General features: G+C 67.6%; 14 protein-coding genes. 8 read left to right on the top strand and 6 right to left on the bottom strand.

Annotation, left to right across the window (positions count from 1 at the left end; translation table 11 throughout):
- Positions 1-512 precede the first annotated feature (512 nt).
- Positions 513-2345, top strand: a complete 1833-nt coding sequence (locus BLA15945_RS07940; RefSeq protein WP_059235317.1) for an ABC transporter ATP-binding protein — start codon at positions 513-515, stop codon at positions 2343-2345.
- A gap of 78 nt (positions 2346-2423) precedes the next feature.
- Here the strand turns inward: BLA15945_RS07940 and otsA are convergent, their stop codons facing one another.
- Positions 2424-3809 (bottom strand): alpha,alpha-trehalose-phosphate synthase (UDP-forming), encoded by a 1386-nt coding sequence (otsA, locus tag BLA15945_RS07935; RefSeq protein ID WP_174992004.1) that lies wholly within the window; start codon positions 3807-3809, stop codon positions 2424-2426.
- A complete protein-coding gene (gene otsB / locus BLA15945_RS07930) occupies positions 3806-4558 on the bottom strand; it encodes a trehalose-phosphatase (protein WP_059235321.1) in 753 nt (250 codons plus the stop codon). The genes otsA and otsB overlap by 4 nt, the downstream gene beginning before the upstream one ends.
- Before the next feature lie 281 nt (positions 4559-4839).
- Here otsB and BLA15945_RS07925 point away from each other — a divergent pair, with 281 nt between their 5' ends.
- From BLA15945_RS07925 to BLA15945_RS07915, 3 genes are read left to right on the top strand one after another with little or no spacing between them, the layout of a single operon-like run.
- Positions 4840-5475, top strand: a complete 636-nt coding sequence (locus BLA15945_RS07925) for an SCO family protein (RefSeq protein ID WP_174992003.1) — start codon at positions 4840-4842, stop codon at positions 5473-5475.
- A gap of 8 nt (positions 5476-5483) precedes the next feature.
- A complete protein-coding gene (locus BLA15945_RS07920; protein WP_174992002.1) occupies positions 5484-5930 on the top strand; it encodes a copper chaperone PCu(A)C in 447 nt (148 codons plus the stop codon).
- 10 nt (positions 5931-5940) lie between these two features.
- On the top strand, positions 5941-6810 hold the full coding sequence (locus BLA15945_RS07915) for a cytochrome c oxidase assembly protein (protein ID WP_174992001.1): 870 nt from the start codon (positions 5941-5943) through the stop codon (positions 6808-6810).
- 22 nt (positions 6811-6832) lie between these two features.
- Here the strand turns inward: BLA15945_RS07915 and BLA15945_RS07910 are convergent, their stop codons facing one another.
- On the bottom strand, positions 6833-7318 hold the full coding sequence (locus BLA15945_RS07910) for a GNAT family N-acetyltransferase (protein WP_174992000.1): 486 nt from the start codon (positions 7316-7318) through the stop codon (positions 6833-6835).
- 144 nt (positions 7319-7462) lie between these two features.
- Positions 7463-8329: a pirin family protein gene (locus tag BLA15945_RS07905; RefSeq protein ID WP_174991999.1), complete on the bottom strand. Its 867-nt coding sequence runs from the start codon at positions 8327-8329 to the stop codon at positions 7463-7465.
- Between the two features lie 111 nt (positions 8330-8440).
- On the opposite strand from BLA15945_RS07905, the gene BLA15945_RS07900 reads away from it, so the two are divergent.
- Together BLA15945_RS07900 and BLA15945_RS07895 are read left to right on the top strand one after the other, a co-directional pair.
- The gene (locus BLA15945_RS07900; RefSeq protein WP_174991998.1) at positions 8441-9358 is read left to right on the top strand and encodes a LysR family transcriptional regulator; all 918 of its coding nucleotides are present in this window, start codon (positions 8441-8443) and stop codon (positions 9356-9358) included.
- A 79-nt stretch (positions 9359-9437) separates the two neighbouring features.
- Entirely contained in the window at positions 9438-9941 is a 504-nt protein-coding gene (locus BLA15945_RS07895; RefSeq protein WP_059235333.1) for a GAF domain-containing protein, read from the top strand.
- A 91-nt stretch (positions 9942-10032) separates the two neighbouring features.
- Here BLA15945_RS07895 and map read toward each other — a convergent pair whose 3' ends face one another.
- Positions 10033-10839, bottom strand: a complete 807-nt coding sequence (gene map, locus BLA15945_RS07890; RefSeq protein WP_059235336.1) for a type I methionyl aminopeptidase — start codon at positions 10837-10839, stop codon at positions 10033-10035.
- Positions 10839-11075 (bottom strand): ParD-like family protein, encoded by a 237-nt coding sequence (locus BLA15945_RS07885; RefSeq protein WP_027783949.1) that lies wholly within the window; start codon positions 11073-11075, stop codon positions 10839-10841. The genes map and BLA15945_RS07885 overlap by 1 nt, the downstream gene beginning before the upstream one ends.
- A 146-nt stretch (positions 11076-11221) precedes the next feature.
- Here BLA15945_RS07885 and BLA15945_RS07880 point away from each other — a divergent pair, with 146 nt between their 5' ends.
- Positions 11222-11845, top strand: coding sequence for a helix-turn-helix domain-containing protein (locus BLA15945_RS07880; RefSeq protein WP_174991997.1), 624 nt, complete (start codon positions 11222-11224; stop codon positions 11843-11845).
- A 50-nt stretch (positions 11846-11895) separates the two neighbouring features.
- Positions 11896-12444: a GNAT family N-acetyltransferase gene (locus BLA15945_RS07875; RefSeq protein WP_174991996.1), complete on the top strand. Its 549-nt coding sequence runs from the start codon at positions 11896-11898 to the stop codon at positions 12442-12444.
- Positions 12445-12460 lie beyond the last annotated feature (16 nt).

Raw genomic sequence — 12460 nt, 5'->3', positions numbered from 1 at the left:
CGGTCCGGGCTGGAAGCATCTCGTCCGACAATCAGACGAATCAGCCTGCCGGGGGCGTCGAACCCGCGCTGCTCAAGGAGCGTCGGCGACGCGACAGGCATAGAACGTTTGAAACGAAGACCCGTTGACAGGGGTTCGTAAAAAAACCTGGAATCGAACCCGGAGCCGATTATCTAGGGTTAATCCTGATACGGCGCACAACATTTCAAACACTTTACTTTGTTACAAAGGTGCAACACTTTGCAACCCGCGGACTTGGGTGTCCGTTCTAGAGTGGAAGGCCCTTTTGGCGATCCAGGTCACCCGTGGCTGCCGGCAGCACGATTCCGGCACATGAGGCAGGACGGGATGCCGGATTTTATCTCAAAATCGATCGCGAGCCCCCTGGCCAAGGCAAGATTCGCGCAGCGCGACGCACGGCCTTGTTTACAATGCCGGATTATTCAGTCCGGGCGAACGCCGGCATGCGATCCAGCCGCAACGCTCAATCACCGAATCACCGCACGCATATTTTGGAATCTCTCACCCCTGCCCAGCGCAACGCCCACAACGCGGAGCTGTCGAGCTACGCGCACCGGCCGATCGCGTTCCTGTTCCGCTACATCCGTCTCCACCCCGTCGCGCACCTCATCGTGTTCTGCAGCGTGCTGGCCGCCGTCGGCTGCGCGCTCGGCTCGCAATACGCGATCAAGCACCTGATCGACGTACTCGCGACCGGGCGCCATCACCCGGGCCCGCTGTGGAGCGCGTTCGCGCTGCTCGTCGGGCTGATCGCGGCCGACAACCTGCTGTGGCGCGTCGGCGGCTGGGTCGCCGCGCACACGTTCGTCGCGGTGACAGGCGACCTGCGGCGCGACCTGTTCCAGTACCTGATCGGCCATTCGCCGACGTATTACTCGGAGAAGCAGCCCGGCACGCTCGCGAGCCGCATCACGGCCACGTCGAACGCGGTCTACACGTCCGAGAACACGATGGCGTGGAACGTGCTGCCGCCGTGCATCGCGGTGATGGGCGCGATCCTGATGATCATCGTCGTCAATCCGCTGATGGCCGCCGGCCTGCTCGGCTGTTCGGCCGTGCTGTCCGTCATCCTGTTCAAGCTCGCCGGGCGCGGCTCGGCTCGCCATCATGCGTTCGCGGCGAAAGCCGCCGCGGTCGACGGCGAGCTCGTCGACGTGATCGGCAACATGGGCCTCGTGCGCGCGTTCGGCATGACGCTGCGCGAACAGAAGCGCTTCGGCGCGACGGTCAAGGCCGAGATGGACGCGCGCCAGCAAAGCCTGCTCTATCTCGAAAAGCTGCGCCTCTTGCACGCGGTGATCACCGCGATGCTGTCGGCCGGCCTGCTCGGCTGGGCGCTGTGGCTGTGGGACCAGGGCCGCGCAACGTCGGGCGACATCGTGCTCGTCAGTTCGCTCGGCTTCACGATCCTGCACGGCACGCGTGACCTCGCGGTCGCGCTCGTCGACGTCACGCAGCACGTCGCACGCCTCTCCGAGGCCGTGAAGACCCTGCTCGAACCGCACGGGATGCCGGACCGCTCCGACGCGCAACCGCTGTCGGCCACGGGCGGCCGCGTCGACTTCGAGCGCGTGACGTTCGCGTACCCGCACCGCCGCGCGATCCTCGACCACTTCGACCTCCATATCGAACCGGGCCAGCGCGTCGGCCTGATCGGCAAGTCGGGCGCCGGCAAGTCGACCGTGCTTGCCCTGCTGCAGCGCTTCTACGACACGCAGGACGGCGCCGTGAAGGTCGATGGCCAGGAAGTGAAGACGATCACGCAGGACAGCCTGCGCCATGCGATCGCGCTCGTGCCGCAGGACATCTCGCTGCTGCACCGGACCATCTACGACAACATCGCGTACGGCCGCCCCGAGGCGACCCGCGACGAAGTGCTCGCCGCCGCGCGCGACGCGCGCTGCGCGGAGTTCATCGAGGCCATGCCGGAAGGCTATGACACGATCGTCGGCGATCGCGGCGTCAAGTTGTCCGGCGGCCAGCGCCAGCGCATCGCGATCGCGCGCGCGATCCTGAAGGATGCGCCGATCCTGCTGCTCGACGAAGCGACGTCGGCACTCGACAGCGCGTCCGAGGAAGCGATCCAGAGCGCACTCGACCGCCTGATGGTCGGCCGCACGGTGATCGCGATCGCGCACCGCCTGTCGACGCTGCGCAACTTCGACCGGATCATCGTGATGAGCAACGGCAAGGTGATCGACGACGGCCCGCCCGACGTGCTGCGCAACCGCCCCGGCCTGTATCGCGACCTGCTCGCGAAGCAGCACGGCCGCCATCACGCCGCACCCGACGGCAACACGCCGACCGGAGAGCGCGTCGCCTGACGCGCAGGCATCCAGCCGACAAAAAAGCCGCCGTGCATCACGCACGGCGGCTTTTTTCATTGCACCGGAAGCAGCCGGTCAGACGTGCTGCAGATCGCGCAGGAAATTGTCGCGCCACACCGACACGTTGTTCTCGCGCAGCTGCGCGATCATGTCCGTGTAGCGCGCGCGCCGCTCGGCGAGCGGCATCGTCAGCGCCTGCGACAGCGCATCGGCCATCCCGTCGATGTCGATCGGATTGACGATCAGCGCGCCCGTCAGCTCGCGCGCGGCGCCCGCGAAACGCGACAGCACGAGCACGCCCGGATCGTCCGGATTCTGCGCGGACACGTATTCCTTCGCGACGAGGTTCATCCCGTCGCGCAGCGGCGTCACGAACCCCACGCGCGCAAGCCGGTACAGCGCCGCCAGCACCTGGCGGTCGTACTGGCGGTGAATGTAGAGGATCGGCGCCCAGTCGAGCTCCGCGTAGCGCCCGTTGATGCGCCCCGACTCCGCTTCGAGCTGCAGGCGGATGTCCTGGTACGCACGCAGGTCCGCGCGCGTCGATGGCGCGATCTGCAGGAACGACACGCGGTTGCGGATCGACGCCTGGTGCTCGAGCAGCTTCTCGAATGCGCGGAAGCGCTCGACGAGCCCCTTCGAGTAATCGAGCCGGTCGACGCTCATGATCAGCTGCCGCCCGCGCAGCGACGTCGCGAGCGTGCGCACGGCCTTGCCATGCTCGCCCGCCTGCGCGAGCGACGCGATTTCGTCCGGATACACGCCGATCGGATAGGCGGCCGCGCACAGCGTCTGGCCGAACGCGCGCACGCGCACCGTGTGCCCGTCGCGCTCGGCCTCGCCGCCCGCCTCGAACTCGACGTAGTCGCAGAACGCGCGTAGATCGGGCTCGGTCTGGAAGCCGAGCAGATCGAACGCGCACAGCGACTCGACGAGCTCGCGGTGCGGCGGTACGTTGACGAGCACCTGCGCGGCCGGAAACGGGATGTGCAGGAAAAAGCCGATGCGGTTCTTCACGCCGGCATCGCGCAGCGCGCGCGCGAACGGGATCAGGTGATAGTCGTGCACCCAGATCACGTCGTCGTCCTGCAGCAGCGGTACGAGCTGCTGCGCGAGCCACACGTTGACGCGACGGTAGCCGTCGAATTCGTGCCGGTCGTACTGGATCAGGTCCGCGCGGTAATGGAACGCAGGCCACAGCGTCGCATTCGAGAAACCGCGGTAATACTGGTCGTAATCGCGGCGCGACAGCCCGACGGTCGCGAACGTCACGGGCCCGCGCTCCTCGACGCGGATCTGCGGCTGCGGCGCACCGGACGCGACCACTTCGCCGCTCCAGCCGAACCACATGCCGCCCGTCTCCTTCAGTGCGTCGTAGACGCCGATCGCGAGACCGCCCGCCGCCGGTTCGCCTTCCGAAATCGGCGCGACGCGGTTTGAAACGATGATGAGCCGGCTCATGCGTGCGGCTGCCCCGCGCCGAGCCAGCGCGCGATCTGCTCATGCAGCGCGTCGACCGAATCGAGCCGCGTACGGGCCGACGTCTCGCCGGCGCCGACCTTGATCGACAGGCCGCCGCGCGCATTGACCACCGCGAAGCCCTTCTCGTCGGTCAGGTCGTCGCCCGCGAACAGCGGCACGCGCCCCGCAAAGGGCGGCTCGTCGAGGAACGCGGCCAGCGCGCGCCCCTTGTCGACGCCCTTCGGCTTGATCTCGAACACCATCTTGCCGGGCTGCAGCACGTACGCATCGGCATAGTCGGCGACGAGACGCTCGGCCGCTTCGCGCGCCACGGCCTCGCGCTCCGGCGCATTGCGAAAGTGCAGCGCGACGGCCGCGCCCTTGATTTCGAGGAGCATGCCCGGATGACGGTCGACGACGCCCGCAAGCTCGCGCTCGATGCGCAAGAGGCGTTCGTCGTTGAAGCCGATACGCTGCGTGTCGCCGTTCGCATCGCGGCGCTCCGCGCCGTGCAGGCCCGCGATCGGCAGATCGGGCATCTTCAGGAACGTGTCGAGGTTGTCGATCCCGCGTCCGGACACGACTGCGACCGCGCCGTGCGAGCGGCGGCGCAGCTCGTCGAGCAGCGTCAGCAGCGACGACGGAACGTGAATGCTGTCGGGGGTCGGCGCCAGTTCGACGAGCGTGCCGTCGAAGTCGAAGAAGAACGCGGTATCGGTCAGGGACAGGGAAGCCGGAACGGATTGCATCGATTCGATAGTCTGGGGGTCGGCCGGCAAACGCAGGCCGCCACTGCGCGAATGGAATTGTGCGCATCTTACCGCGCCTGCGCACCGAGATGGGCGAAACCGGTGCATTGCCAGCCTCACGCGCCCCGTTGCGTCAACTGCGACATATTGCCCCGCTCGCGCGCCCCGTACGGGTTTCGAAAGGACGCGGACGGACGAATTGCGCTACAGTCGCAACCGCCTGCCGCGCGACGCATGGCATCGCGCCGGCCGGCCACCTTTCCGTCCGATCGAGCCCCAGGATGTCGTCTGCCCGTCCCGCGCCGCACCGGCGCTTGTCCCGCCTCATCCACACGGCCGCGGCCGTCGCCGCCGCCGTGGCGCTCGCCGCGTGCACGCACGACGAGCCGCGCTGGAACCTGACCAACGTCACCGGCCACCTGCCCGACCTGTCGTTCACGCTGACGGGCGGCGACGGCCATCCCGTCGACGCCGACGCGTTCCACGGCCGCATCGCGCTTGTCTACTTCGGTTACACGCACTGCCCCGATGTCTGCCCCGAAACAATGGCGCGGCTGATGGAAGTGCTCGCCAAGCTCGGCCCGCGGGCCGATGACGTGCGCATCCTGTTCGTGTCGGTCGATCCCGCGCGCGACACGCCGCAGATGATGCAGTCGTACGTCGCCGCGTTCGACGCCGCGCATGCGCGCGGGCTGACCGGCACCGACGGCCAGATCGAATCGCTCGCGAAACGCTATCGCGTCGCGTATCAGATGGAACAGCGCGATCCGTCCGGCGGCTACGAAGTCACGCACAGCTCGGCCGTCTACATCTTCGACGCAACCGGCCGCGCGCGCCTGCTCGCGACCGATCGCGATTCGCCCGACGCCATCGCCGCCGATGTGCGCCGGATCATCGACACCGCCTCCCACACCTGAATTCCGACATGAACACGAAGACGACTCTCAAGACGTTCGCCCTCCTCGCCGCGCTGTGCGTCGGCGCCCACGCGTATGCCGCCGGCGCGATCACCGCGCAGGGCGCATGGGTGCGCTGGCTGCCGAACAAGCTGCCCGCGGGCGGCTACGTGACGCTCGTGAACACGAGCGACAAGCCGGTCGACCTCGTCGACGTCGACAGCCCCGACTACGGGATGGCGATGCTGCACCAGACCGTGTCGAACGGTTCGACGCAGAAGATGGAAATGGTCGACAAGCTGACGATCCCCGCACGCGGCAAGGTCGACATCGCGCCGGGCGGCTATCACTTCATGCTCGAGGAACCGAAGCACGCGATCAAGCCGGGCGACACCGTGCACCTGCGCCTGAAATTCTCCGACGGCGAAACGGTCGACGCACCGTTCGCCGTGAAGTCGCCGGCCCAGACGAAGTGATCCGCGCGCGATGAACCTCCTGTACTGGCTCGATCCGTGGGAACCGTCGCCGACGGTCGTCATCGCGGTGCTGACCGCCGCCGTGCTGTTCGCGCGCGGCGTGAAGAAGGCGAAGGTGACGCCGCTGCGGCAGTTCTCGTTCTGGTTCGGGCTGACGGCGCTCTATATCGCACTGCATACGCGGCTCGACTATTTCTTCGAGCACGAGTTCTTCCTGCACCGCGCGCAGCATCTCGTGCTGCATCACCTCGGGCCGTTCTTCATCGCGCTGTCGTATCCGGGCGCGGCGATCCGCGCGGGCATCCCGTTCAGCTGGCGGCAGCGCTTCGCGCGCCCCGCGCTCGCGTGGGCGCCCGTGCGCGCGACCCTCGACGTCGTGTTCCATCCCGTCGTCGCGGTCGTGCTGTTCGTCGGGCTGATCTATTTCTGGCTGCTGTCGCCGATCCACTTCATCGCGATGCTCGACTGGCGTCTCTATCGCGTGATGAACTGGAGCATGGTGATCGACGGGCTGCTGTTCTGGTGGCTCGTCGTCGATCCGCGGCCGGCGCCGCCCGCGCGGCTGTCGCCGGGCCGCCGGATCCTGATCGTCGTCGCGGCGATCCCGCCGCAGATCGCGCTCGGCGCGCTGATCTTCTTTACGCCGCACGAGCTGTATCCGATCTACTCGATCTGCGGCCGCGCGTTCACGTGGCTGAGCCCGCTGCGCGATCAGCAGATCGGCGGGCTGCTGCTGTGGATCCCGGGCTCGATGATGAGCGTGATCGGCGCGCTGATCGCGCTGCGGCACTGGCTGCGGCTGTCCGCGCGCGGACGCCTGATCGGCGAACGTGCGGTGCAGCGCGCGGACAAGCCGCCGGTACCGCACGCCGCGCACTGAGCGCTGCGCGGCGCGGCGCGCGTCATGCGCGCGCGCTGCTCATCCACACGTGCGGGATGCCGTCCTCGTCGTGCACGTCCGAACTCGGCGTGAAGCCGAATGCGCCGTAGAAACGCTGCAAGTGAGCCTGCGCATGCAGGCTCACCGGCGTATCCGGCCACTGCGCGCGGATATGCTCCAGCGCGCGCGACAGCAGCCCGTTGCCGAGGCCCGCACCGCGGAACACGGCGGTCGTCAGCACGCGGCCGATCCGCACGTCGGTGTTTTGCGCGTCGGGCAGCAGCACGCGCAGATAGCCGGCCAGGCGGCCGGCCGGATCGAATGCGGCCAGGTGCCACGCGGCCTGGTCCGCGTCGTCGATGTCGCGATACACGCAGTTCTGCTCGACGACGAACACGGCGCTGCGCGCTTCGAGGATCGAATAGACTTCGCGCGCCGTCAGCGCGTCGAAGGATTTCCAGCGCCAGTCGAGATCGGCGGCGCCCGGGGATGCGGCGGATGCGTTCATGTGCGGTCCTGATTCAAGCGCGCCGGCCGGCGCGCGGCAACCGTCGATTATGCCTCGAAGCGCACATCGCGCGCGACCGCCTGCCCGCGCGCGAAAAAAAGGCCCCGCATGGTGCGGGGCCTGTTCGTCATGCCGTCATGACAGTCATGCCGGCATCTGGCCGAAGCGGCCGCCGTTGAAGTCCTCGATCGCGGTGCGGATCTCCGCTTGCGAGTTCATCACGAACGGACCGTAGCCAACGACGGGCTCGTCGATCGGCTCGCCGCTCAGGATCAGCAGCTTCGCGTCGCCGTTCGCTTCGATCTCGACGTCGCTGCCGTCGCGGCCGAGTTGCACGAACTGCGCTTCGCGAGCGACCGTCTCGCCATTCACCTGCACGGTGCCGCTCAGCACGACCACCGCGAGCGTACGCCCTTCGGCGACCGGGAACCGCGCATGGCCGCCTGCCACGAGCCGCACGTCCCACACGTCGATCGGCGTATGCGTACGGGCCGGGCCGCGCCGCCCGTCGAGTTCACCGGCGATGATCCGCGCGCGCCCTGCGCCGTCCGGCAGTTCGACCACCGGGATGTCGGCGTCCAGCAGCGTCTGATAGCCGGGCGCGCCCATCTTGTCCGCGGCGGGCAGGTTCACCCACAGCTGCACCATCTCGAGCGCACCGCCGCGCTTCGTGAACGCCTCCGAGTGGAATTCCTCGTGCAGGATCCCGCTCGCGGCCGTCATCCACTGCACGTCGCCCGGGCCGATCACGCCGCCCGCGCCGGTCGAGTCGCGGTGCGCGACTTCGCCGTCATAGACGATCGTCACCGTTTCGAACCCGCGGTGCGGATGCTGGCCGACTCCGCGCGGTGCCGTCGCCGGCTCGAACGTCGCGGGGCCGGCGTAGTCGAGCAGCAGGAACGGGCTCAGGTGCGTGCCGTGAGACTGGTAGCTGAACATCGAACGCACCGGGAAACCGTCGCCGACCCAATGGCCGCGCGGCGCACTGTACACACCCTGGATCTTCTTCATTGCCCTTCTCCAAATTGCGGCGAAACACGTGTTTCGCATCCATGAGTAGCAATATAGAGGTGGAACGATCGATCCGGTAGACTGCCGAAATCGCACTCAGCGTTCTATTTCATGAACGATAAAGCACGGGATCTGAACGATCTCTATTATTTCGTGCAGGTCGTCGAACACGGCGGCTTCGCGCCGGCCGGGCGTGCGCTCGACATGCCGAAATCGAAGCTGAGCCGCCGTATCGCGCTGCTCGAGGCCCGGCTCGGGATGCGGCTGATCCAGCGTTCGACGCGCCGTTTCACGGTCACCGACGTCGGCCAGACGTACTACGCACATTGCCGCGCGATGCTCGTCGAGGCCGATGCGGCCGACGAGGCGATCGCGCTGCTGCACGAGGAGCCGCGCGGCATCGTGCGCGTCAGTTGCCCGATCGTGCTGCTCGATTCGCTGGTCGGCACGATGATCGCCGCGTTCATGGCCGCATGCCCGCGCGTCGAGATCCACCTCGAAGCGACCAACCGGCGCGTCGACGTGGTCGGTGAAGGGATCGACGTTGCAATCCGCGTGCGCCCGCCGCCGCTCGAGGACAGCGATCTCGCGCTGCGCGTGCTCGCCGAACGCGGCCAGTGCCTCGTCGCGAGCCCCGCGCTGCTGCGCGAGCACGGCGCGCCAGCCGTTCCCGCCGATCTCGCACGCGTGCCGAGCCTCGATCACGGCGCGCCGCAGTCCACACACGTATGGCGGCTGCGCGGGCCTGATGGTGCGCACGCGGAAATCCATCACCAGCCGCGCTTCGTGACGGGCGGCATGCTCGCGTTGCGCGCGGCGGCCGTCGCGGGTGTCGGCGTCGTGCAGTTGCCGACGATGATGGTCCGCGACGAGGTCGCACGCGGCGAACTGGTCACGGTGTTGCCGGATTGGGCACCACGTCGCGAGATCGTGCATGCGGTGTTCGCGTCGCGCCGGGGGCTGCTGCCCGCGGTGCGCGCGCTGCTCGACTTCCTGGCGGAGCGGTTTGCCGAACTCGACCCCGACTGAGCGCTGCAGGCCGCGCGCGCGTGCCGTAGACTGCGGTACGCGCCACGCGCATTTTCACAACCCTGATCGCTTTCCCGTCATGTTCACGCTGTCCAACGACCCCAACGCCTCCAAGGCCGATCAATACGCGACGCTCGTCGAGCAGGCACGCGCCCTCGTCGAGTCCGAACGCGACCTGACGGCAAACGCCGCGAATTTCTCCGCGCTCGTCTATCACTCGCTCGATCGCCTCAACTGGGCCGGCTTCTACTTCTTCGACGGCACCGAACTCGTGGTCGGGCCGTTCCAGGGCAAGCCCGCGTGCGTGCGGATCGCGCTCGGCAAGGGCGTGTGCGGCACGGCCGCGCAGACGCGCGAGACGCAGGTCGTGCGCGACGTGCACGATTTCCCGGGCCACATCGCATGCGACGCGGCATCGGAATCGGAAATCGTCGTACCGCTGGTGGCCGGCGACGGCACGCTGATCGGCGTGTGGGATGTCGACAGCCCGGTCGCCGCGCGCTTCGACGACGAGGACCGCAAAGGGATGGAAGCGCTGTGCCGCGTGTTCGTCGAACACGCGTGGCAGAAGGCGCGCGGCTGAACGGCCGTTACGCGTCGCGCGGCGGGATGCTGCGCAACCTCAAACGAAACGGGCCCCTCGAAGGGGCCCGTTTCGTTGCAGCGCTGCGCCGTCAGGCCGCGTGCGTGCCTGAAAGCGCCGCGAACGCCTGCGGCTTCGCATCCTCGGTCAGCACCTCGAAGCCCGTTTCCGTCACCACGACCATGTGCTCCCATTGCGCGGACAGCGAATGGTCCTTCGTGACGACCGTCCAGCCGTCGCCCAGCACGCGCGTGTCGCGCTTGCCCGCATTGAGCATCGGCTCGATCGTGAAGATCATCCCCGGCCGCAGCGGCACGCCGGTGCCCGGGCGGCCGTAGTGCAGCACCTGCGGCTCGTCGTGATAGACGTCGCCAATGCCGTGCCCGCAGTACTCGCGCACCACGCTGAACCCTTCGCGATGCGCGACCTGCTGGATCGCGTAGCCGACATCGCCCAGTGTCGCGCCCGGACGCACCGCGCGGATGCCCGCGTGCATCGCCTCGTAGGTCGCCGCGACGAGCCGCCGCGCGAGTTCGTTCGGCTCGCCGACGAAATACATGCGGCTCGTATCGCCGAACCAGCCGTCCTTGATCACCGCGATGTCGAGGTTCACGATGTCGCCGTCGCGCATCGGCCGCGACGTCGGAATGCCGTGACAGACCACGTGGTTGACCGACGTGCACAGTGTCTTCGGATAGCCGTGATACCCGATGTTCGCCGGAATCGCGCCGAGTTCGTCGACGATGTATTCACGGCAGCGCGCGTCCAGCTCGTCGGTCGTGACGCCCGGCTTCACGTGCTCGGTGATCATCGTCAGCACCTGCGACGCGAGCTTCGCGGCTTCGCGCGACTTGGCGATTTCCGCGGCGCCGCGGATCGGAATTTCTCGCTTCGCCATTACGCCACCTGCTCGATGTGCTGCGCGACCGGTTCAGCCGGTCCCACGTCACCGCCCCGCGCTTCGGCCTCGATCAGCATCTTGCAGATGTCGCCGTAGGACAGCGCCGGGTTGAGTTCCGCCAGCATTCCGACACGCAGCCAGTGCTCGGCCTGCGCGTTGATCGAACGGCTCAGCGCCGTGCTCGTCGAGCGCAGCCGTTCATGCATGTGCTCGGAAATCTTGATGATGCCCATATATCCCCAATTAAACGAAACGTAGCTGTTTCGTATATTACGCTGCGTACGCCTGCCGGGCAAGCCGTCCGATTTCCGCCCCCCTTCGCCGGTCGCGGCAAATGCCGTTGACATCGGATTCCAGTTTGCTGGAAAATAAATCCATCATGAAAGAAACAGCGATCACCACGGCCGACGACACCGGCATCAACGAGCGCATTGCCCGACGCGTGCGCGACCTGCGCACCGTTCGAGGCTACACGCTCGATGCGCTGGCCGCGCGCTCCGGCGTCAGCCGTTCGATGATCTCGCTCATCGAACGCGCGTCGGCCAGCCCGACAGCCGTCGTGCTCGACAAGCTCGCGGCCGGCCTCGGCGTCTCGCTGGCCGGGCTGTTCGGCGGCGACCAGGACGACGCGCCCGCGCAGCCGCTGGCCCGGCGCGCGCAGCAGGCCGAATGGCGCGATCCGGCGTCCGGCTATGTGCGGCGCAACCTCTCTCCGGCCGGCTGGCCGTCGCCGATTCAGCTCGTCGAGGTCGATTTCCCGCCCGGCGCGCGCGTCGCATACGACAGTGGCGGGCGCGAAAGCGCGCTGCACCAGCAGGTATGGATCATCAGCGGCCGCGTCGACGTCACGTTCGGCGATGCGCTTCACGAACTTCACGAAGGCGACTGTCTGGCCATGCGGCTCGACCAGCCGCTGATCTTCAGCAACCCGTCGTCGCATGCCGCGCGCTATGTCGTCGTGATCTGCGATGCATCCGCCGCCGCCGGCGTGCGGAGCGCGTGATGCGCACCGCGTGTGCGCAATCGGTTTAGAGCCAACAGGAAGGAGCCCGTATGAATTCCCCGAAACAGCGCGACGACGTGCGCCTGATCGATTGCAGCGAGGCCGAGCATGCAGCGGCCATCCTCGAGATCCTGAACGACGCGATCGCGAACTCGACCGCGCTGTACGACTACCGGCCTCGCCCGCCGGAAGCGATGGTCTCGTGGTTCGCGACGAAGCGCGCGGGCGGGTTTCCGGTCATCGGCGCCGTCGACGAATCGGGCACGCTGCTCGGCTTCGCGAGCTGGGGCACGTTCCGCGCGTTCCCCGCGTACAAGTACACGGTGGAACACAGCGTCTACGTGCGCGGCGACCAGCGCGGCCGCGGGCTCGGCGAACTGCTGCTGCGCGAAGTGGTCCGGCGTGCGCGCGAAGCGCAGGTGCACGTGCTGGTGGGCTGCATCGATGCGACCAATACCGGAAGCATCGCGCTGCATACGAAGCTGGGATTCGTGCACTCGGGCACGATCACGGAGGCGGGATTCAAGTTCGGCCGCTGGCTCGATGCGGCGTTCTATCAGCTGAAGCTCGAGACGCCGGCGCAGCCGGTGGATGGTTGATCAGGCGTCGCCACGA

The sequence above is a fragment of the Burkholderia arboris genome (assembly GCF_902499125.1).
GTDB classification, from domain to species: domain Bacteria; phylum Pseudomonadota; class Gammaproteobacteria; order Burkholderiales; family Burkholderiaceae; genus Burkholderia; species Burkholderia arboris.
Note: the sequence above shows the minus strand (reverse complement) of the source record. Positions and strands in the feature narration are given on the sequence as shown.

Coding starts and splice junctions, on each gene's coding strand:
- BLA15945_RS07875 (WP_174991996.1), top strand. CDS start 11,896: ATGAATTCCCCGAAACAGCGCGACGACGTGCGCCTGATCGATTGCAGC.
- otsB (WP_059235321.1), bottom strand. CDS start 4,558: ATGCAATCCGTTCCGGCTTCCCTGTCCCTGACCGATACCGCGTTCTTC.
- BLA15945_RS07900 (WP_174991998.1), top strand. CDS start 8,441: ATGAACGATAAAGCACGGGATCTGAACGATCTCTATTATTTCGTGCAG.
- BLA15945_RS07895 (WP_059235333.1), top strand. CDS start 9,438: ATGTTCACGCTGTCCAACGACCCCAACGCCTCCAAGGCCGATCAATAC.
- BLA15945_RS07915 (WP_174992001.1), top strand. CDS start 5,941: ATGAACCTCCTGTACTGGCTCGATCCGTGGGAACCGTCGCCGACGGTC.
- BLA15945_RS07920 (WP_174992002.1), top strand. CDS start 5,484: ATGAACACGAAGACGACTCTCAAGACGTTCGCCCTCCTCGCCGCGCTG.
- BLA15945_RS07925 (WP_174992003.1), top strand. CDS start 4,840: ATGTCGTCTGCCCGTCCCGCGCCGCACCGGCGCTTGTCCCGCCTCATC.
- BLA15945_RS07910 (WP_174992000.1), bottom strand. CDS start 7,318: ATGAACGCATCCGCCGCATCCCCGGGCGCCGCCGATCTCGACTGGCGC.
- BLA15945_RS07880 (WP_174991997.1), top strand. CDS start 11,222: ATGAAAGAAACAGCGATCACCACGGCCGACGACACCGGCATCAACGAG.
- BLA15945_RS07885 (WP_027783949.1), bottom strand. CDS start 11,075: ATGGGCATCATCAAGATTTCCGAGCACATGCATGAACGGCTGCGCTCG.
- BLA15945_RS07905 (WP_174991999.1), bottom strand. CDS start 8,329: ATGAAGAAGATCCAGGGTGTGTACAGTGCGCCGCGCGGCCATTGGGTC.
- map (WP_059235336.1), bottom strand. CDS start 10,839: ATGGCGAAGCGAGAAATTCCGATCCGCGGCGCCGCGGAAATCGCCAAG.
- otsA (WP_174992004.1), bottom strand. CDS start 3,809: ATGAGCCGGCTCATCATCGTTTCAAACCGCGTCGCGCCGATTTCGGAA.